The organism is Hypnocyclicus thermotrophus, from assembly GCF_004365575.1.
GTDB lineage: Bacteria > Fusobacteriota > Fusobacteriia > Fusobacteriales > Fusobacteriaceae > Hypnocyclicus > Hypnocyclicus thermotrophus.
This window is the reverse complement of record NZ_SOBG01000003.1, coordinates 167,157-189,103: the sequence shown is the minus strand read 5'-3', so window position 1 is coordinate 189,103 and position 21,947 is coordinate 167,157. Positions and strand designations below refer to the sequence as shown.

The following is a 21,947-nucleotide window of genomic DNA, read 5'->3' as shown; positions in this document are numbered from 1 at the left end:
GTCTGTATAACTAATTGCACAGGCACATTTTATATTACTGATTTGTTTTTACAAGCAGGATCTGTTGCTACTGGATGGGTAGGTCATCCGTGTGAAATAAGGTGGACGTTAGATGGCTAAAACTTCTTTTATTCGATTAGCAGAAGTGATTAACAAAAAGCAAAATAAAAGAGTTGTTAGTGTAATTATTAAACCTACCATAAACAATTGCACTGGAACAATATGGTTTACTGATCTTCAGCTTCAAGAAGGACCAGTACTTAACGGTTATACTCCACATACAGAGAGCAGACTTTTAAAATTCCGTGAAGACGGCGATATCAAATCACCTGTTTGGTTTAACGGTGTGGTGAGGTCTGAGGAAACAATCATTTTATTTAATGTTGGAGAAACATCAGCTGGTCTTGATATTCATATTTATCCAAAGTCTGATATGAAAGAAGGTTCAGTTAAGTTGTGTCAAGGTGTTAGCGGTCAGAAGGTATCTTTCCCAAATTCAATTGCAAAGGATGCTGACTTGGCACTTCTGGCGTCTACAAGTGGGTGTACAAAAAATGATGTCAGTGAACCAAAAGATGGCTTTTATCAATATAGTGCTGCTTGGGATTCAAAACATAAGGTAACCCTTGAACAAGGTAAAACAGCGAGAGTGCTATTTTATATGCAAGAAATGCAGGATGGAGGTGAGCCATTTTGATAGACAAACTAAAAGGTAAAAGAATCATGGTGTGGACATTTATGGGCAATACTAGAATGTATCAAGCACTTCAAAGTTACGGTGACCGCATTGACACTGTTGGACTTTTTTCATTTAAGGTCAGAGCCACTGGTGAAATATATGAAATTGGAGTAAGTATCAGCAGTATGCTTACCTATATTAATCAATATCCTCATATCAAATGGTTACTTACTATATCAAATGATGGTACCAACAGTATCTTCAAGGCACTGCGAGATAATACAAATGGTGCACAGGATATGTTTCTTTCTGAAATCGTCCGAATCATGGAGAAGTATCCGTGGTGTAGTGGTATTGATATCGACCTTGAAAAGGGTGATGATTATTCCACACACGCAGCATCAACAGCAATGTTTTGTAATATATACAATACAGTAAAAGCATATGATTCAACGAAACTCATGAATATCTGCCTTCCTGGAATGACAAGCGTCAACGGTTCAGTTGGTGGTGAAAACTGGTGCGTTTATGCTGATTTAAACAATTATTGTGATACGGTTTCTATTATGAGTTATGGAATGGCATGGGCTGGATCTGCTCCTGGGCCTGTTTCTCCCCGCAGTTGGCTTGAGGGTATATATGATTATGCGGTTACTGTTATAAACCCAGAGAAAATATTTTTTGGAATGCCTGCATATGGATGGAATTGGCGAATTCATGATACACCCGAAAATCTCGGTAGGACTTATCGAGGAACTTCTAATACTTACTATGCGGCAAAATACTGGATGACTGGAATATATAATTTTACAGATGATGCACCTCCACAACCTTTTATTCCTATAGTAGCTTATTGGGATGATAATAATAAAGTGCCATGGGCATTACCTCATGTTTATGATTATATGGAAGGAAGGGACGCTATAAGTTATGAATATCCTCAAATGCAGGAAACATATAACGGAAGGCATTATCTAACAGCATATAGTAAACAACAGCATACAGAATTTGGAACAATTTATATTGACCACGATGCTATGCCAGACAGCTATTTAGGTGTTGTTTCTGTATCTGAGACGATGACTACCCTTGGTGATGAAGGTGAGGCTACATATAATTTTTCGGTATCACAATCTGGTACTTATGATATAGCAATACAGCTTTGCTATCCTTTTTGGGATAAAAACAGCATTTATGTATCTCTTGATGGTGATATTGTGCATTTTTCTGAGAGCCGACTATGGTGGCCATATTGGAGGACTACCTTTTGGACAACTCTTGCAAGCGGTGTTTCTCTATCAGTGGGGACTCATACAATTACCATTTCTGTTGGAGTAAATGGTGTGCAGTTTTATGGCTTTAAAGTTTGTTCTTCATTTAGTGAAGAACCTACAGTTGGAGAGGCTACATATAGACTTGCACCCAGACAATTTAAAGATGTAAATGGTGATATGGTAGGCCCTGCCACAGGTTTTAAACTGACGCTTGAAATGTTGCGAAGAAAGCCAGATTCAGCGCTTGTTTGGTATGAGGATTTTAGAGATGATACTCCGTTACCTGAGAGCTATTGGACAACTCTATCTGGACAATGGAGTGTCTGGCAGGATGGGAGTAGTATTGAAACAAGGCCGTACTCACAATTAGAAGGATACGGCGAGCTTGCTTGGAACTATAACAGTTTTTCTGATATACATTTACGAGCACAGATAATATTTCCAGAAAATTTCAGTGGTAAGGCTGGCATTTTTCTTGGGAACTTATTTTGTTGCTTTAACTATGGTACACAAGCAATTGAATTGTATGAAGGTGCTACACTTAAAGGAAGTTATTTTACTAGCTTTTCCAAAACTACTGATGAAGATCTTCGTTCTAATCCAAATGTGTATACACTTGAAATGCGTAAACGTGGGAATACAGTGAGGGTGTATTCGTCTGCATCTCATACTTTGCGTTTTACAGCTACAGTTAGCAGTGGCAGCGGTTATGCTGGTATTCGTTCAGATAGTAACGTTAATTGTCAGCTTTTAAGATTAGGTGATGCATGGACTTATGAACCATATGAACAGTTTGATGTTTATATGCCAGATGGTAGCTTTAAAAGCTATGGCAGAATATCTCGTAGTCACTGCATATGGGATAATAAATTTAAGGTATTTACTCTCACATCGGATATAGAAGAGCCATCAACTAGAACTGAGGATATTTCTCTTGATTATGATTTCTTTCATTCAGACATAATGACTTCTGTTGCTTGTGGTAATGATTACACAGCAAGGATTGTGCCGAGGGATATCAATATTTGGATATCAAGAATTTTCTTGGGTGATGCTGATGGTTTTTCCATTCTTTACTACCAAGATGTAGATAGTCTTGTATATTGGGCAAACGAGGCGGCATACCGATGGAAGTTACGAGGAATGTGTATATGGTCACTCGGTCAAGAAGATATGAGGTTGTGGGAATGGTTGCCAAAACAAACATAATGGTGTTACAGGCATCTGCAAAAGCAGGTGCTTTTTTAATACAGATTTTAAAGGAGGATATGAGTTTATGAAACAGATTTGGAGTGTTATTCAAGCCGTATTTACGGCGGTCGGCGGATTTCTTGGTTGGTTCTTGGGAGGTGTAGATGGGTTTCTATATGCACTGATTGCTTTTGTGGTCATTGACTATCTTACAGGTGTTATGTGTGCCATTGTAGATAAGAAACTATCAAGTGAAGTGGGTTTCAAAGGAATTTGCCTTAAAGTGCTTATTTTCACTTTGGTGGGTATTGGGAATATATTGGACAATTATGTGCTTGGAGAAGGAAATGCTGTAAGAACTGCCGTCATTTTTTTCTATTTGTCCAATGAAGGTATCTCTCTATTAGAAAATGCTGCACATATTGGGCTTCCAATTCCCGAGAAATTGAAAGAAGTTTTAGAGCAGTTACATAACAAAGGCGGTGAAAATGAATGAAGTTAGTTAAAAATATTTTGACAAAAAATCCATGTTATGTTGCAGGGAAAACGATAACCATTAAAGGTTTGATGCTGCATTCAGTTGGTTGTCCTCAGCCGAGTGCAGCTGTATTTATTAAAAATTGGAATAGTGAAAGCTATAATAGAGCCTGTGTGCATGGCTTTATTGATGGAAATGATGGTACGATTTATCAGACTTTGCCGTGGAATCATAGAGGTTGGCACTCTGGTGCAGCGGCAAATAACACTCATATTGGTATTGAAATGTGTGAGCCAGACTGTATTAAATATACTGGTGGCGCTACATTCATTTGCTCTGATATGGCTATGGCAAAAGAGGTAGCAACGAGAACATATAATGCTGCTGTAGAGCTTTTTGCATATTTGTGTGAGAAGTTTAATCTAGACCCCCTTGCAGATGGTGTGATTATTTCCCACTCGGAAGGACATAAACGTGGAGTTGCATCAAATCATGCAGATCCAGAACATTTATGGAATCAACTTAATATTGGCTATACAATGGACACTTTTCGTGCTGCTGTTAAGGAGAAAATGGAAAATAAAAATTTATCTGTTTCAATCGGGGATACTAAAGGCAGTTATCCCGAAAAGTTGTCCACAGGTTATTATCGTGTTCGTAAAACTTGGGAAGATAAGAAGTCACAGCTTGGAGCATACCGAGTACTTGTTAATGCCAAGGCACAGGCAGATAAAAATCCTGGATATCAGGTCTTTTCTGATAGTGGTGTACGCATTTATCCAATTTCTAAAAACATAACCTACAGAGAATATACAGTTGTTAAAGGAGATTCACTGTGGACCATTGCACATAAACTGCTGGGCAGCGGTATACGCTATACAGAAATTAAGGCGCTTAACAATCTTACATCTAATACTATTTACAGCGGTCAAATATTGAAAATCCCTAACTAAAACGTATGCCCTTGGAGGTTTAAAACTTCTGAGGGCATTATTTTTTTATCTTTTTTCTAAAAACGTCAGATTTCTCTTTCTCTTAAGGCTACTAAGTAGAGGGCAACAAATTAAACGCTCTCAGAAAGAGGTGAAAGTTATGAAACACAATTTGAAGATAAGTGTTTCAAAAGAACCACAAACAGGCGGAATTGTTACTTGCCGTAATGTCAGCATTAGGGAAAAGATACTTTGTTTTCTCTTTGGAAATAAACAACGAGTAACTATTCTTGTTCCAGGAGATAGCATCGAGGAACTTGCCATTTGTGAAACTAAGAAAGGAGGAACCGATGATGAGCAAAATCAAGTTACTGCTTGATGTGGTTGGTGATATGCGTTCACTTGCAGATAGCATACAAGCAGTTTGTGATGCAATGGGTACTGATGAATCTGCAGAATCTACTAAATTAACCACAGAAACAAAGCCAACGAAAGAAACAAAATTAACACTTGAAGAAGTACGTGGTGTGCTTGCCCAAAAGAGCCAGATTGGGTTTACATCAGAAGTAAGAGCAATTATTCAAAAGTATGGTGTCAACCGTTTAAGTGAAGTTGATCCAAAGCACTATGCTAAAATCTTAAAATCAGCGGAGGAATTAGGCAATGAATAATCACGCAGTTCTATCTGCATCCGCTTCACACAGGTGGCTAAATTGTCTACCGTCAGCAAGGCTTGAACTAGAATTTGAAAATAAAAGTTCTGAGGCCGCAAAGGAAGGAACGGCAGCTCATGAATTGTGTGAGCATAAATTAAAGAAAGCACTCCATATGAAGAGTAAGCGCCCTGTTTCAGAATATGACGATAATGACATGGAAAAATACACTGATACGTATGTGGATTTTGTTATGGAACAGTATGAAATGGCAAAGCAAGTATGCAAAGACCCTATTGTTCTTATTGAACAGCATCTTGATTTCTCATGCTATGTACCAGATGGATTTGGCACAGGAGACTGTATCATAATTGCTGATGATAAATTGCATATAATTGATTTTAAATACGGTATGGGGGTTCTTGTTGATGCAGAAGACAATCCTCAGATGAAATTATATGCTTTGGGTGCGCTTGAAATCTATGATAGCCTTTATGATATAAAGGAAGTGGCAATGACCATCTTCCAGCCAAGACGTGAGAATGTCAGCACTTGGACTATTGCTGTTGATGAGCTAAAAACTTGGGCAGAAAATGAACTAAAACCAAAAGCTATTATGGTCTATAACGGAGAAGGTGAATATGTACCTGGCGAGTGGTGTACTTTTTGTAGGGCAGCTGTTCGTTGCAGGGCTAGAGCCGAAGAAAAGTTAAAATTAGCACAATCAGAGTTTAAACTTCCACCATTGCTTACAGATGCAGAGATAGAAGAAATTCTTGCTATTCTTCCTGACCTTACAAAATGGGCAAATAAAATTACAGCGTATGCTTTAGATGCAGCAGTTAACCATGGGAAAGAGTGGTACGGCTTTAAAGTTGTGGAAGGACGTTCGGTTCGTAAGTATAAGGATGAAGATGCTGTAGCAGAAAAGGCAATGGCAAATGGATATAAGGACATTTATCGAAAGTCACTTATTCCATTGACACAGATGCAGAAATTAATGGGTAAAACCAAATTTGAGAAAATTCTTGGTGACCTTATTTACAAGCCACCAGGAAAGCCTACACTTGTTCCAAACTCAGATAAGCGTAAGACTTATAACGTAACAAATGCCATAAACGAATTTAACAAATACAAGGAGGAAATGTAAAATGGCTAATAATATTAATAGGACAAAGGTTATCACAGGTATAAACACAAGACTTTCTTATTTTCATGGATGGGAGCCAGTATCTATTAACGGTGGTGCTGAAAAATATAGTGTATCTGTTCTTATTCCAAAGGATGATAAGGAAACGATTAATGCAGTCAATGCAGCTGTTGATGCAGCAATCGAAGAAGGTATTGCTAAGTTTGGTGGTAAGAAACCAAATAAGGCTGCTATAAAACTTCCGCTCCGTAATGGAGATGTTGAGCGTGATGATGAAGCTTACAAGGGGCACTATTTTATCAATGCTAATAGCATGACAGCACCTCAAATTGTAGACAAAGCCGTAAAGCCTATCTTGGATCGTTCTGAAGTGTATAGTGGGTGTTATTCTAGAGTATCTCTAAATTTTTATGCCTTCAATTCTAATGGCAATAAGGGTGTTGCCTGTGGACTTGGTAATATCCAGAAAATTAAGGACGGAGAACCTCTCGGAGGAAAAACTTCTGCAGCAGATGATTTCACAACTCTTGAGGATGATGACTTTCTTGCTTAATAAGAATACTTACTTACAGGTGGTGGAGGAATACCCTTTGCCACCTTATTTTTTTTTTAGGAAGAGAGGTGCGTAATGAAGAATTTAGAAATAGATATTGAAACATATTCTTCAGTGAATCTTGCCAAAAGCGGTGTTTATCGTTATGCGGAGGCAAGTGATTTTGAAATACTACTGTTTGGATATTCAATCGATGGTGGCAAGGTAAATGTAATAGATATTGCTAATGGAGAAACAATTCCTGCTGAAGTACTTAATGCTTTAACTGATGATGCTGTTACTAAATGGGCATTCAATGCTCAGTTTGAGCGAATTTGTATTTCAAGGTTTTTATCTGATTTAGGAATAAGTTTAAATCCCCTTTCAACAGAACCTAAGAGATATTTAAATCCTGCATCATGGAAATGTTCAATGGTGTGGTCCGCCTATATGGGACTTCCTTTATCGTTGGTAGGTGTAGGAGCTGTTCTTGGACTTGAAAAGCAGAAACTTACTGAAGGCAAAGACCTAATTCGATATTTTTGTGTTCCATGTAATCCTACTAAGAGAAATGGCGGACGTACTCGTAATCTTCCAAAGCATGATATAGAAAAATGGAAGCGTTTTAAAACATATAACAAAAGAGATGTAGAAACTGAAATGCAAATTCAACAGAGGCTTTCTAAATTCCCTGTGCCAGATAGTGTATGGGATGAATATCACCTTGACCAGGAGATAAATGATCGTGGTATTAAAGTAGATAAGGTGTTTGTAAAACAGGCAATTGCAGCGGATAAGATTTCTCATGACAAGCTTATGACAGTTATGCAGGAACTAACCAAACTTGAAAATCCAAATTCTGTCCAACAGATGAAACAGTGGCTTTTGGAAAATGGACTTAAAACAGATACTCTTGGTAAAAAAGCAGTAGCAAAACTTATAGAGGATGCTCCAGAACGTTTAGTAAAAGTACTTAAACTTAGACAGCAACTTGCCAAATCATCTGTAAAGAAATATACAGCAATGGAAAATGCAATGTGTAGGGATAATCGTGTCAGAGGTATGTTCCAATTTTATGGTGCAAACAGGACGGGGCGCTTTGCTGGAAGGCTTGTGCAGTTGCAGAATTTACCACAGAATCATATGTCAGACCTTAGCGAGGCTCGTGCGCTTGTAAAAAGTGGCAACTACAATGCCATTGATATGTTATATGAAGACATCCCAGATACTTTATCACAGCTTATCCGCACAGCTTTTGTACCAAAAGAAGGGACACGGTTTATAGTAGCTGACTTTTCTGCAATTGAGGCTCGTGTGATAGCATGGTTTGCAGGAGAACAGTGGCGAGCAGATGTTTTTGCAAGTGGTGGTGATATCTATTGTGCATCAGCAAGTCAGATGTTCAAAGTTCCTGTCCAAAAGCATGGTGTTAATGGGCATCTAAGGCAGAAAGGTAAAATTGCAGAATTGGCACTTGGCTATGGTGGATCAGTTGGTGCATTAAAATCCATGGGTGCATTAGAAATGGGACTTGATGAAGAAGAACTTAGGCCACTTGTTGATGCATGGAGACAAACCAATCCAAATATTGTAAGGCTCTGGTGGGATGTTGATAATGCCGTTAAGAAGTGCATTAAGGAGAGGCAGCCGAAAGAAACTCATGGGATAAAGTTCTTTTATCAAAGTGGAATGTTATTTATAGTACTACCTTCTGGAAGAAAACTTGCCTATGTCAAACCACGTATTGGAGAGAATAGGTTTGGTGGTGAATCAGTTACCTATGAAGGTGTTGGTGGAACAAAAAAATGGGAGCGTTTAGAAAGCTATGGTCCAAAATTTGTGGAAAACATCGTTCAGGGTTCTTCCCGTGATATTTTAGTTTATGCGATGCAAACACTTAGGGATTGTTCAATTGTTGCTCATGTACATGATGAAATTATCATAGAGGCTGATTCAAACCTATCCCTTGTTGTATGTGAACAGATGGGTAGAGTCCCTCACTGGGCAAAAGGCTTGCTCCTTCGAGCTGATGGCTACACTTGTGATTTCTATCAAAAAGATTAATGTAATTTTATAAAAACGTCAGATTTCACCTCTTACCACGGCTACCAGGTAGGAGGTGTTTTTATATGAACGTAACAAAGATAGATGGTAACTATAGATTATCAAGTAAAGTAAAGAAAAAATCAAATGAACAGTTACAACGGGAATATGACTATATTAGAGCAGATCAAATAACAAAAAGGATGTTTGAAAAAGGCCTTATTACTGAGGATGAATTAAACAAAATAACTGAATTGAATCGCAAGTATTTCTCCCCAAGTTTAGTCGAGATAATGCCTTGTAATCGTTGATATATAAAGGTTTAAGAGGTAATATGTGACACTGAAAAGGAGGTGAAAACTGTGAAGAAAGTAACAAAAATTGAACCAGCATCTGTTTCTTCCCTTGTTCAGAGAAAATTACGAGTTGCAGCTTATTGTCGAGTATCAACAACAAGTGAAGAACAACTTGAGAGCCTAAATGCTCAAAAGGAACATTATGAGAAATATATAAAGGCTCATCCAGATTGGGAGTTTGTTGGGTTATATTATGATGAGGGTATTACAGGTACCAAGAAAGAAAAGCGTAAAGGATTAAAGGCAATGCTTACTGCTTGTGAATTAAAACAAATTGATTTTATTATTACCAAATCAATCAGCAGGTTTGCAAGGAATACATTGGATTGCTTGGAAATGGTTCGAAAACTGATAGGTCTTGGGATATTCTTATATTTCGAGAAGGAAAACCTAAATACGCAATCGATGGAAAGCGAATTAATTCTTTCTATTTTAAGCAGTATGGCACAAGATGAATCCACATCCATCTCACAAAATAGCAAGTGGAGTGTACAATCACGTTTTAAGAAAGGTACATTTAAAATTTCTTACCCTCCGTATGGCTATGCTAATATTGATGGAAAAATGGAAGTTATCCCAGAAAAAGCAGAAATAGTAAGGGGCATTTTTAGAGAGGCTCTAGCTGGTAAAGGTTGCTATACCATTGCCAGAGAATTAAATGAAAGTAATACACCAACAAAAAAAGGTGGAAAATGGACTGGAACATCTGTTAGAGGAATATTATCCAATGAAAAATACACTGGAGATGCTCTTTTTCAAAAGACATATACAGACAGTCAATTTAATCGTCATATAAATTCTGGTCAACAGGAACAGTATCTTGTAACCAACCATCATGAGGCTATTATAAACCACAAGGACTTTGATAGGGTTCAGGCGGTTATTAGACAACGTGGTAGTGAGAAAAGCGTAAAAAAAGGCAGTTCAAAATATTTAAACAGATATGTTTTGTCTGGAAAAATCATATGTGGAAACTGTGGGAGCCATTTTAAAAGGAGAACGCATTATACAGCTAAGGGGTCCTACATTGCTTGGACTTGTCAAACTCATATTGAACATAAAGATAAATGTACAATGAAATATATCAGAGATGATGAAATTCATAAAGCTTTTGTGCTCATGATGAATAAGCTGATATATGGGTATAAGGTAGTGCTGAAACCTTTGCAGGCTGCGTTAAAAACAATGAACGGTGAAGAAAGAATTACAGCACTTGCCAATTTAGATGAACGCATAGTAAAAAATACAGACCGTAAGCGTGTTATAACAGAACTTGTGGGAAAAGGATTTTTGGATGCGACCTTTTTTACTAAAGAGTTGTCGGACATAGCGGCAGAGGCAGAAATGCTGGCACAAGAGAAAAAAAGGCTTGAAAATTCAGCCACAGGAAATCAAAAACAGCGTTTAGAATTGGATACCCTTATTCATTATATTGTTAAAAAGCCAGAGATTAGAGAATTTGAAGATACCCTCTTTGAACGATTTGTAGAGAATATCGTTGTGTATTCTAGAAATGAAATCGGTTTTTGCATGAAATGTGGAATTACTCTGAGAGAAAGGATGGTGAATTAAGTGGCAGCACACATACCTTATGGTTATATAATTAAAGATGGTAAGGCCGTAATTGATGAAGTTTGTGCTAAGCAGGTTAGACAACTGTATGAAAATTATTTGTCTGGTGATAGTTTGCAAAATGCAGCTGCCAAAGCAGGTATCAATACATGGCATGGAACAGTATCAAGAATACTTGAAAATAAAAAGTATACTGGGACAAAGTATTATCCTTCTATTATTGAAAGAGATACATTTGAAACTGTTCAGAAAGAGCGCCATAGAAGAGCAGTGGCATTGGGGAGAGTTAAAGAGGAAACTGCAAATGAGCCACCTGCACTGGATGTACCTCCTGCCCCGCCAAAGTTTTGGATGAAACCGTTAGAGATTAAATTTCAAGACCCCTATAAACAGGCTGAATTTGCTTATAGCCTAATAGAAAGTGAGATGAGTTGAAATGGCAGTAAGAAACATAACAGTTATTCCTGCTAAAGCAAGAGTTGGAAACACCGCATCAGAAGTACAGATACCCAAATTGAGAGTAGCTGCTTACTGTCGTGTTTCTACGGAAAGTGATGAGCAGGCTACTAGTTACGAGGCACAGATAGAGCATTATACAGAACTGATTAATAAGAATCCAGAATGGAAACTTGCAGGAATTTATGCCGATGATGGAATAAGTGGTACTAATACTAAAAAGCGTGAAGAGTTTAATCGCATGATTGATGAGTGTATGGCGGGAAACATTGATATGATAGTGACTAAATCTATCAGTCGATTTGCACGAAATACTCTTGATTGTTTGAGATATATCCGTCAACTTAAAGATAAGAATATCCCTGTATTTTTTGAAAAAGAGTCTATAAACACAATGGATGCTAAGGGAGAGGTACTACTTACAATTATGGCATCCCTTGCCCAACAGGAGAGCCAGTCATTGAGTCAGAACGTAAAGCTTGGGTTGCAATATCGGTATCAACAAGGCATTGTCCAAGTTAACCACAATAGATTTCTCGGATATACTAAAGATGAGGAAGGCCATTTAATTATAGAGCCGAAAGGTGCTGAGGTTGTAAAAAGGATTTATCGTGAGTATTTAGAAGGGGCAAGCTTAATTGAAATAGCAAGGGGTTTAATGGCAGACAATATTTTGACATCTGCAGGGAAAGAAAAATGGCGATCCGAAACTATCAAAAAGATATTACAAAATGAAAAATATATCGGAGATGCTCTTTTGCAAAAAACCTATACAGTGGACTTTCTTACTAAAAAACGAGTAAAAAATGATGGTATTGTTCCTCAGTATTATGTGGAAAACAACCATGAACCTATCATACCACGTGATTTATATCTGCAGGTTCAAGAAGAAATGGAACGTAGAAAAAATATCCACAGTGGGAAAAGTGGAAAAAAGAGGGTTTATAGTAGTAAATATGCTCTTTCCACTATAGTAATTTGTGGACGCTGTGGCGATATATTTAGAAGAGTCCATTGGAATAACCATGGCTGTAAATCCATTGTTTGGCGATGTGCTAGCAGACTTGACAAAACAGCAGCGGATTGTTTGGCACGAACTATACGAGAAGAAGATTTGAAAAGTGCAGTGGTGCAGGCAGTCAATAAAGTGTTTGAATCAAAAACACAATTTATGGATATTTTGAATCGAAATATTTCAGTGGTTATGAATCAAATTGATAGCAGTGAAATAGAACTGATAAATCAAAAATTGGAACAGTTGCAAAAGGAACTGCTTAAGCAAGCAAATAACAATCAGGATTATTCTATTCTTGCAAATGAAATTTACAGACTTCGAGATGAGAAGGAAACAGCTATGGTTAAAAATGCTGGATTCGCAAGTCAAAAACAAAGAATGACTGAAATGACAAAATTTCTTAAAAATCAGAAAAGTATTGGTAAGGAATACGATGAGCATATAGTACGTAAATTGATAGAAAAGATTACGGTCTATGATGAAAAACTTACAGTTGAGTTCAAATCAGGAATGGAGCTTGATGTGGAGATGTAGATGTTAATAGCAAATAAGAGATAAAACACCTTGTTGGATAGTTATAATTTGGCAAGGTGTTTTTCTGATTTTTGTAATTAGTAAATACAAATTAGTCTATTAGTATTGACTAATACTAATTTCTGCATTATACTAGAAACAGTAAATTAGTGTACGGAGGTATAACCAATGAATAGAAATATTAATATTTCCATAGATGAAGATGTATATGAAAAGTTTTGTCTTGCGGTGAATCTAACAAAAGATAAGGAAAATGATGCGATAGAAACTTCCATGAGATGGTATATTGCCAAGACGTTTGAAAAGGCATCTCAAGATTATAATCCGAAAGTAGCAACAAAGAAAATTGCAAATGAAAGTAATGATTATTATGGAAAGGCTATTCAGCGTATACCTGTTTGGGCATTAAAACCTACTCAGTATAATCATAAAATTATCAGAGCATATTTTGAAGCAGTTAATATTGCAGGACAAGCCACTATTACAATGATGGAGCAATTGTGCAGTGATAAAGAACATCCAGAATTATATGTTCCAACTTTCAAGAATAATTATTCCCAGATGAAAATTGATGGTCCTAAAAGTCATGGAAAGGTGTTTGAGGATGATGGCAATAACGTATGGATTTGGAGTGAAGTTGAAGAAACGCTCATGAAATATAAATCAAGTTTTTATAATTTGGAGGAATAGAAATGACTATTGATATGAAGTTCTTTAATGTGTATTATTTTTGCCATCTTGCAAATGAAAGTATGGGAGAGTTTAACTATGCTAGAACAAATGCTGAATTTACAGAACGACAGTTTGAAATAGAACCAGAGGACTTTCCTAAAGTATCAGTATTAAGAGAGTATTGCTCATGGCTTATTGATAGAGTTTTTTACGAGCAGGCAAATTCCATATCAAATTCAGGAGAAGTCGCAGATTTTAATCCTATTAATTGGATTAACCAGGCTATTTTGAAATATAAAGGAATAAATGTTTCGATAAACAATGATTTTACAATTGATTATGAGGATTTTTTAGAAACATATAATGAATACATATCATATCTTGATAAATTTGAGGATGGCTTATTTTATGATGTTCTTTATGATATTGCCACTGAAGTGGAGTACATTTTGTTTCAAAATAGAGATTTTTTACTAAGATTTAATGAGCAACAAGCGGTTGCATTTGAAGACAATCCAAGAAAAAGAGTGTATATACCAGAATGGGTAAAACGTGCAGTTCTATTTAGGGACAAAGGATGCTGTGTGTTCTGCAAAAAGGATTTAACAGGGTTATATTCATTGTTAGAAGATAATGAAAAACATTTTGACCATATTGTGTCATTGAATGAAGGCGGATTAAATGATGTTTGTAACATCCAATTATCATGTAAGGATTGTAATTTAAAAAAATCAGATAACAGTAAGACAAGTACATTGTATCAAAGTGCGTACTAAGTGTTGTGAAAATTCAAGGTAGATTGTTTTTCAAGAACGAAGGGATCTATGCCTTGATGTACAATTTTGAAACTACATGTACTGAAAGAACAATGTCATGTGGAAAAGTGGAAAATATTAAAGAATAATGTGTGGGTATCACAATGAGCGAGTTAATTGATGACAGCATAAGTATCTATGAGGCTATACAAAATATTAAAAATGGAAAATATGTTATGCCTGCATTCCAAAGGCAGTATGTCTGGAATATGGAGCAGATAGAAAAACTATGGGATTCAATTCTCTTGGATTATCCAATAGCAACATTCTTATTTTGGCATGTGGATGATAACAACGTAACTTGGGACACATATTTCTGCAATTTTTTGTCTGAGGTTACTTTTGACAGCAGAAAACAAGCAGATAGCGTGAATTATGAATTAAGTAATATTGATGTAAAGATTACGAATACAGCAGTTCTTGATGGACAGCAGAGATTAACTTCACTGTTTCTTTCTTTATTAGGTCAAGCTTTTATTCGCCAAAAGCACGCAAGAAGAAAAAATGGAGGTGGCATTGTTACAAAATTGTTGATTGAACTTAATAAGAATAAATTGACGGTTGATGAAGAAGAGTACAATAGCAAGAAATATGACATTAAATTCAGTGAAAAAGTTGGAAAGCTAAGTCCAACTCAATTTGAAATTAAATGTATCTTAGATTCTAGATTTCAAGATGAAACAACTAGGGATAAAGCTATCGAAGATGCCATTGCTAATGTTCCGTCAGATAGTAAAGAGTATGCAAGAGGTATTTTGAATAAGCTGTACAATAAAATATTTGTGGATAAGCTGATTCGGTTTACGGAAATACATGATATGAAACAGGATGATGCTTTGGAAATGTTTGTAAGATTCAATAGCGGTGGAAAAGCTCTTAAAAAATCTGAAATAACAATGTCTATTCTTGAGGCATACTGGCCAAGTGCAAAAACTGAATTTGGAAGACTTCTCGTAGATTCTTATGCCGGATTTGGCTCGGATTTTATTATCCGTTCTGCTCTTATGCTTTATGGTGATGTTGTAAAGTCCAATATTAGCAAACAAATAGCTGAGGAACTTAAGAACAATTGGAGTGAATTTAAAAGGGCATTAAAGAATTTGGAAACCGTGCTAAAAGGAATGAAGATTGAAGTTAGGCGTTTTTCAAGTAGCTGGAACGTCCTATTGCCTATACTCTACTTTATTTATTATAACCCCGATTATGGAAATAACCTTGATGGAATCCGTGCTTACTTGATTAGAGCAATTCTTTTTACATATTTCCAATCTGGTACAACAGGAAAACTACAGCAGATGAAGAGTAGAATCAACGAAAATGACTATGAAATTACTGTTGATATGCTTAATCAGATGAATGATCTCAGAGTCACTGATGGTAAAATTGAAGATATTCTTAATACTGAAAAAGGTAGTAGAGTTGCAGGGGAGGCCTTGTATTATCTCAGTTTAGACTGGATAAATAAAAATTTCAAGTATGAGCAAGACCATCTACATCCCTTCGATAGGTTTGACGGTAGTAAGCCGATATCCGTTTCTATGGAAGAGTGGCGAAGATGGAGAGGCAACCGTAATAGACTGGCTAATCTGCATCTTTTGGAAGGAAGAAGCAATGGCAGCAAGAACGATATGAGACTTGTTGATTTTTACAATGATATGAATGATGAACAAAAAGCAGAGTTCTGCAAGCAGTCTTTCATTCCACAAGGTATTTCACTTGAACTTGAGAATTTTGATGAGTTCTATGAAAAGAGAAAGACAATTCTTACGGAAAGAATTCGTGCTTTATTGGGATAGGAGGATAAAATGATGATTAATCAATTAACAGAACGAGAAGTACTGCAGCGATTGGATATTCCCGATTTTCGACATATTACAAAAGATAAAGTGATGACCTTTGCATCTATGTTGCAGAATATGGAACCAGAAGTTGCTAAGAAAGCATTAGAGCAATTTCCGGAATTTGCAAAAATGACTCTGGAGGTATTGAAAGATTATAAAGGGGTCATGGAAAAAACTTTGGATGAAAATTCAGCGAGTAGTAAGCAGTGCTATGACATATACAATGAAGTGATGGATGCTTTGAAAAGTTGTCTGGCGAAAGATCATGTACCTTTTGATGAGAAAAAATATTACATCGAGAAAATGATGGAAATTGCAAAAATGGCTGAAAGTAAAGATACAGAAAACAAGGAATTTAACTGGAAAATGATTTCATTAGGCGCAGTGGCTGTTTTTACGGTTATTGGTATAGGGGCAAGTATTCTTGGTAGTAACACTAATATAAAGTTGCCAAAAACAAAGCTGTAGAATGAAGGTGAACGATGAAAATTGGGAGAAATGACCCATGTCCTTGTGGCAGTGGGAAAAAATATAAAAAATGTTGTATTAATAAATTATCTGAACAAAATGTAGAAGAATTATATCTCAAGCAATTGGAGTTAACAAGAGGACTTAAAAATGAGAAAAATTGTCATACAATATTAGAGATCGGGAAGCGAATTGTATCAAAAAATTCAAGACATGCTTGTATAACCGGTACATATGTGAACATGGCTTTGGCAAAACGAGTACTTTATTGTTTAAATCATAATTTATCTGACTTGAAAGATGCAAAAATATACTGTAATAAGGCACTTGAATTAAAAGACACTAATCAAGCTGCCTTAAAAAACATGTATGGTATATGTTTGGAATTAAAAGAATACCAAGATGCCTGTTTATATTTAAGTAAATATAAGGACACAAATATTTTTAGTCCGATGAGTATACAAATTATTGAAGAATATCAGAATGCAATTGAGTATGCAAATAGAGATAATTACTCTCAAACAATAAAAGAAGGATTAGATAAAATTACGGACACGTTGTTCAATAAATTTGGCATGAATGCAGGTCTGTGCGGAGTAGCGATTATGTATTATCTTGGCATTGGAAATGATACAATAAGAGCGTACGAATTGGGAAAAAGATGCATTGAAGAGTGGCCTAATTCATCAACATATAATAGCCTGGGTTGGATATGTCTAAATTCAGAAATTAAAAGAAAAGAAGATGCGATATCTTACTTTCTCAAAGCGATAGAACTTTCAAATGATGATAAACAAAAAACTCAGATAAGAGGTAATTATTTTGTTGCATTAATGGAGAACAAGCATTTTGAAAAAGCAGAAAAATTAATATTGGATCTAATTAAAATAAATCCATGCAATCAAAACTTTTCTAATTATGCAGAGTTATTGAAACGTCAGGGTCGTTTTGAAGAAGCACTAGGTTGGGGAAACAAGGCACTTTTTTTAATAGAAGATGATACTACATTATTGGTGGTTGCCGATATTTATAAAAGAATGAAAAAATACAAAGATGCAGTTGAAATGTATCAGTTGTGTCTAGGACATATAAATGCTGGGGAAAATGTTTATAAGTTTAACGATACTAACAAATATAAAATGTATTCCATTGCATCCAACAATAGTTTAGATCTGATATTATATGAAATATTAAAAGGTTTAATATCATCTTTTAATTTACTAAGAGATTATGAGAATGCAAAAGCTTATTTAGAAATTGCAAAAGAAAAACTTCCCCAAAAGAGTGATTGGGAGATATGGGATCAAACATTGCCAGAAATCGAGGTAACCTTAGAAAAACATAAAGAAATTAAAATGAAACTTACAGAAATAGAGAAGTGCATTAGTGCTCAAAAAAATTTTATTAGAAATTGGGCATTTAAACTGATGCAACTTCAAAATAATTCGGAGCAATTAAATCTCAATGAAGATGATGACTGGACAGAGTATGAAAAAGAAATGGAAAACATATTAAATGAGATGTCTAAGATAATTAATAAAGAAAGCATTGTTTATAGAAATGCAGAGACCTTTGTTAATTCAACATTCGCGCATTTAAATAATGTCGCAAAAGAATTTTTAATCACTGCTGAAACACTGTATGAAATCCATAAATTTAGCATTATTGATTTTGCACCCATTGTTGTAGAATACTGTAAAGTTGTAGAAAAACAATTAAGAGTGCTTTTAGGGTCTAGAGTTCCTAGTGATGCAAAAACATTAGGTGGTGTACTTTATACAATCAGAAACAATAGAATTAGTCCTTATAATCAGTACTTAGGAGATTTATATAGTGTCAATAAATTAAGAAAAAGTGGTGCACATACAGGTAATTTAAGAAAAAATGATGTGGATAAAATAAGAAATATATTTTATACCAATAATTTATTAAATAGGCTTATATAACATTTTTAAATTAAATACATAAATTTTAATTAGGACATCAAGCCTATCGCCACAACCTTTTGGCTATCAACGATATGCCTTAGGTAGTTTCAACAATAATTACATAATATGGTAAATATAAGAGTGAAAAGCGGTCGAAGTTATTATAATATGTTACCTAAACGAAAGTGGGTTGAGTTGACATTATATAAGTCCTCTCGAGCCATGTGGAGTGTGTGGCATTGATTAAAAAGAAATAATAAATATTAACTAGAATAGAGAAATTAGCTTTAGAAAATCTATATATAAAATAAATACTTCATGTGTAGTTAGATTAAAAAATAAAAGAATAGTATAAAAAGAATTAAAAAATAAAAAGAGATTATTATCTCTTTTTATTTTTTTTATAAATTCTCTTAAAAGCTTATATTTTCTATATATTTAAAAAAAAATATTGTTAAAATGTAAAATTACATGTTATAATTGAACAAGAAAAAAATTATTAATTTTGGAGGTTAACGTGAAGTTTTTTATTTTCTTAATTGTGTCTTATATAATAGGAAGCATACCATCAGCATTAATTGTAGGTAAAATACAAAATATTGATGTTAGAGAGCACGGTAGTAAAAATATCGGTGCAACAAATGCATATAGAGTATTAGGAAGAAAATACGGTATTATAGTATTTTTAATGGATATGTTTAAAGGAATGTTACCATTAATTTTTGCATCTACTTTTGGAATAAAAGATAACTATTTAGTATTAATAGGCTTTATAAGTGTTATCGGGCATACTTTTTCTATATTTGCAAAATTTAAAGGTGGTAAAGGAGTTGCTACAAGTTTTGGAATGTTTATATTTTTAGCACCAATCCAATCATTAATATCAATTATTATATTTATAATTATAGTATATTTGTCGAGATATATATCATTAGGCTCTATAATTAGTGCGATAATATTACCAACATTAGTTTTATTATTACCTGTAAACAAAGTGATTAGTGATAAAAGATTAATATCAGTTTTAAGTTTATTATTAGGAGCGTATGTTATATACAAACATAAAGCTAATATAAAAAGATTAATTAATCATAATGAAAATAAATTTAATTTTTAAGGAGATGAAAATGAGTAAGATAGTTGTAATGGGAGCAGGAAGTTGGGGAACAGCATTAGCTCTTTTACTAGCAGAAAATGGAAACGAAGTTGTTTTGTGGGAATTTTTTGAAGAAAGAGCTAAAGAGATGCAAAAAACTAGAAGAAACAACTATTATTTAGGCGGTATTGATTTACCAGATAATATAACAATAACAAATAAAATCGAAAATATATTAGATGGAGCAGAATATTTATTATTTTCTATACCATCACAAAATTTAAGAAACGCTATTCAGCTTGTTTCATCACAATTGACAGAGGATATTATTATTATAAATACTGGAAAAGGAATAGAAGTTTCTACAAAACTTAGACTTTCTGAAGTAATAAAAGAGGAAATTTTAGGAAAGTATCATAAAAATATAGTAGCTTTATCAGGGCCTACTCATGCAGAGGAAGTTGTAAAAAAATTACCTACTACAATTGTAGCAGCTGGAGAAGAAGAAAAAGCACAAAAAGTACAGGAATTATTTAGTAATAATTATTTTAGAGTGTATTATAGTACAGATATAACAGGAGTTGAATTAGGAGGAGCTTTAAAAAATTGTATAGCAATAGCTGCAGGAATAGTAGATGGTCTCGGTTATGGAGATAACACAAAAGCAGCAGTAATTACTAGAGGTCTTGCAGAAATATCAAGATTTAGTAAAAATTTTAATGCTTTTGAGAAAACTTTTTCAGGTCTTGCGGGAATGGGGGACCTAATAGTTACTTGTACAAGTCAGCACAGTAGAAATAGATATGTAGGAGAAGAACTGGGGAAAGGTAAAAAAATAGATGATATATTGAATGGTATGAATATGGTAGCAGAAGGAGTACCTACTATAAAAGCTGTACATGAAATATCTAAAGATAAGAATATTGATATGCCAATAATAGAGTCTCTATATAGAATAATATATGAAAATGAAAACATTTTAAAAATAGCAAAAGTTTTAATGGAGAGAGATTTAAAAGAAGAATTTTATTAGAAATCAAATGAAAAAGTGGTGAAAGCTAGTGGAGAGAGAAAAAGACTTAGTTTCATTATATTTAAAAGATATAAGAAAATATGATATTCTTACAAAAGAAGAGGAATTTGAACTTTTAAAAAAAGCACAGCAAAATGATAAAGAAGCAAAACAAAAACTTATATTATCCAATTTAAGACTTGTAGTAAATATAGCAAAATCATATACTAAAAAAGGACTTAGTTTTATAGATTTGATAAGTGAAGGAAATTTTGGACTTATTCATGCAATAGAAAGATTTGATCCTGATAGAGGCTATAGATTTTCCACTTATGCTGTATGGTGGATAAAACAAGCTATATCAAAAGCTATAATAAGTAAAGGAAGAGAAATAAGAATTCCATCATATAAACATGATTTATTAAATAAAGTAAATAAATTTATAATGAATTATATCACTAAAAATAGTTCTTATCCTACTATTCAAGAAATTTCAAAAGGAACTGAATTAAGCATTGAAAAAGTGGAAAAAGTTATGCTAGAATTTCAAGAGATGATGTCTTTAAATTCTGTAATAGGTGAAGACATTTATTTAGAAGATACTATAAGTGATGATGATGAAGAAACACTAGAAGAAAAGATTATTAATCAAATTGCTAGAGAAGAAATAAACAAAATATTATCATTTTTAAAGCCAAGAGAAAGAGAAATAATAATATTAAGATATGGACTTGAAGGTAATGAAATGCATACTTTAGAGGAAGTAGGGCGAAAATTTAATATTACTAGAGAAAGAGTAAGACAAATAGAAAAGAAAACGCTTCAAAAGCTAAGAGATAAGTATAGTGATAAATTAAAAATATATTTGAAATAAATTTTAAAGTATAAAATAGGAGGTAATTAATGAATATAACAACTACAGATATAAATGAAAGTATAAAAAAAATTGATATTCAAGGTGAAATAGATGTATATACTTCTATTGATTTAAAATTAGAACTTAACAATTTAGTAGATAATGGTAGTCATAAACTAATAATTGACTTAGAAAATGTAACATATATGGATAGTTCAGGGTTAGGAGTATTAGTTGCTTTATTAAAAAGAATAAAAACAGAAGAAGGACAATTAAAACTTTTAAATTTACCTCCTAGTGTAGCTAAAATATTTGAATTAACAAGACTTACTAAATTTTTTGAAATCTATAATGATTTAGATAATGCTATAAATAGTTTTTAATTTTTAGGAGG

Annotated in this window: 22 protein-coding genes; all 22 read left to right on the top strand. The window is 34.2% G+C overall.

Going from position 1 to position 21,947, the window contains the following annotated elements; genetic code table 11:
• Positions 1-112 precede the first annotated feature (112 nt).
• The 22 genes from EV215_RS04425 to EV215_RS04320 all read left to right on the top strand — a co-directional run bounded on the left by EV215_RS04425 (position 113) and on the right by EV215_RS04320 (position 21,936).
• Complete coding sequence (locus EV215_RS04425; protein WP_134112788.1) at positions 113-697, top strand: hypothetical protein; 585 nt, start codon at positions 113-115, stop codon at positions 695-697.
• Complete coding sequence (locus EV215_RS04420) at positions 694-3,162, top strand: glycosyl hydrolase family 18 protein (protein WP_208320331.1); 2,469 nt, start codon at positions 694-696, stop codon at positions 3,160-3,162. The genes EV215_RS04425 and EV215_RS04420 overlap by 4 nt, the downstream gene beginning before the upstream one ends.
• Positions 3,163-3,229: 67 nt before the next feature.
• Complete coding sequence (locus EV215_RS04415; RefSeq protein WP_134112787.1) at positions 3,230-3,640, top strand: phage holin family protein; 411 nt, start codon at positions 3,230-3,232, stop codon at positions 3,638-3,640.
• Positions 3,637-4,575, top strand: coding sequence for an N-acetylmuramoyl-L-alanine amidase (locus tag EV215_RS04410; RefSeq protein ID WP_134112786.1), 939 nt, complete (start codon positions 3,637-3,639; stop codon positions 4,573-4,575). The genes EV215_RS04415 and EV215_RS04410 overlap by 4 nt, the downstream gene beginning before the upstream one ends.
• Positions 4,576-4,714: 139 nt before the next feature.
• Complete coding sequence (locus EV215_RS04405) at positions 4,715-4,933, top strand: hypothetical protein (protein WP_134112785.1); 219 nt, start codon at positions 4,715-4,717, stop codon at positions 4,931-4,933.
• Positions 4,905-5,225 (top strand): rRNA biogenesis protein rrp5, encoded by a 321-nt coding sequence (locus EV215_RS04400; RefSeq protein WP_208320330.1) that lies wholly within the window; start codon positions 4,905-4,907, stop codon positions 5,223-5,225. The genes EV215_RS04405 and EV215_RS04400 overlap by 29 nt, the downstream gene beginning before the upstream one ends.
• Positions 5,218-6,357 (top strand): DUF2800 domain-containing protein, encoded by a 1,140-nt coding sequence (locus EV215_RS04395; RefSeq protein ID WP_134112784.1) that lies wholly within the window; start codon positions 5,218-5,220, stop codon positions 6,355-6,357. The genes EV215_RS04400 and EV215_RS04395 overlap by 8 nt, the downstream gene beginning before the upstream one ends.
• Position 6,358: 1 nt before the next feature.
• Positions 6,359-6,910, top strand: coding sequence for a DUF2815 family protein (locus tag EV215_RS04390; RefSeq protein ID WP_134112783.1), 552 nt, complete (start codon positions 6,359-6,361; stop codon positions 6,908-6,910).
• A gap of 75 nt (positions 6,911-6,985) precedes the next feature.
• Complete coding sequence (locus EV215_RS04385; RefSeq protein WP_134112782.1) at positions 6,986-8,953, top strand: DNA polymerase; 1,968 nt, start codon at positions 6,986-6,988, stop codon at positions 8,951-8,953.
• 65 nt (positions 8,954-9,018) lie between these two features.
• The gene (locus tag EV215_RS04380; RefSeq protein WP_134112781.1) at positions 9,019-9,243 is read left to right on the top strand and encodes an SHOCT domain-containing protein; all 225 of its coding nucleotides are present in this window, start codon (positions 9,019-9,021) and stop codon (positions 9,241-9,243) included.
• A 51-nt stretch (positions 9,244-9,294) separates the two neighbouring features.
• Complete coding sequence (locus EV215_RS04375; protein ID WP_134112780.1) at positions 9,295-10,860, top strand: recombinase family protein; 1,566 nt, start codon at positions 9,295-9,297, stop codon at positions 10,858-10,860.
• On the top strand, positions 10,861-11,295 hold the full coding sequence (locus EV215_RS04370; RefSeq protein ID WP_134112779.1) for a recombinase family protein: 435 nt from the start codon (positions 10,861-10,863) through the stop codon (positions 11,293-11,295).
• Between the two features lies 1 nt (position 11,296).
• The gene (locus tag EV215_RS04365) at positions 11,297-12,865 is read left to right on the top strand and encodes a recombinase family protein (RefSeq protein ID WP_134112778.1); all 1,569 of its coding nucleotides are present in this window, start codon (positions 11,297-11,299) and stop codon (positions 12,863-12,865) included.
• A gap of 168 nt (positions 12,866-13,033) precedes the next feature.
• Complete coding sequence (locus EV215_RS04360; RefSeq protein WP_134112777.1) at positions 13,034-13,555, top strand: hypothetical protein; 522 nt, start codon at positions 13,034-13,036, stop codon at positions 13,553-13,555.
• 2 nt (positions 13,556-13,557) lie between these two features.
• Entirely contained in the window at positions 13,558-14,313 is a 756-nt protein-coding gene (locus tag EV215_RS04355) for an HNH endonuclease (RefSeq protein ID WP_134112776.1), read from the top strand.
• 143 nt (positions 14,314-14,456) lie between these two features.
• Positions 14,457-16,148 carry a DUF262 domain-containing protein gene (locus EV215_RS04350; RefSeq protein ID WP_134112775.1) on the top strand — a complete coding sequence of 564 codons (1,692 nt, stop codon included), beginning with the start codon at positions 14,457-14,459 and terminating at the stop codon, positions 16,146-16,148.
• A gap of 9 nt (positions 16,149-16,157) precedes the next feature.
• A complete protein-coding gene (locus EV215_RS04345) occupies positions 16,158-16,661 on the top strand; it encodes a hypothetical protein (RefSeq protein WP_134112774.1) in 504 nt (167 codons plus the stop codon).
• Between the two features lie 14 nt (positions 16,662-16,675).
• A complete protein-coding gene (locus EV215_RS04340) occupies positions 16,676-18,607 on the top strand; it encodes a tetratricopeptide repeat protein (RefSeq protein ID WP_134112773.1) in 1,932 nt (643 codons plus the stop codon).
• Between the two features lie 499 nt (positions 18,608-19,106).
• The gene (gene plsY, locus EV215_RS04335; protein ID WP_134112772.1) at positions 19,107-19,706 is read left to right on the top strand and encodes a glycerol-3-phosphate 1-O-acyltransferase PlsY; all 600 of its coding nucleotides are present in this window, start codon (positions 19,107-19,109) and stop codon (positions 19,704-19,706) included.
• A gap of 10 nt (positions 19,707-19,716) precedes the next feature.
• Positions 19,717-20,718, top strand: coding sequence for an NAD(P)H-dependent glycerol-3-phosphate dehydrogenase (locus EV215_RS04330; RefSeq protein ID WP_134112771.1), 1,002 nt, complete (start codon positions 19,717-19,719; stop codon positions 20,716-20,718).
• A gap of 28 nt (positions 20,719-20,746) precedes the next feature.
• On the top strand, positions 20,747-21,571 hold the full coding sequence (locus tag EV215_RS04325; protein WP_134112770.1) for a sigma-70 family RNA polymerase sigma factor: 825 nt from the start codon (positions 20,747-20,749) through the stop codon (positions 21,569-21,571).
• A gap of 29 nt (positions 21,572-21,600) precedes the next feature.
• Positions 21,601-21,936, top strand: coding sequence for an STAS domain-containing protein (locus tag EV215_RS04320; RefSeq protein WP_134112769.1), 336 nt, complete (start codon positions 21,601-21,603; stop codon positions 21,934-21,936).
• The last annotated feature ends 11 nt before the right edge of the window (positions 21,937-21,947 follow it).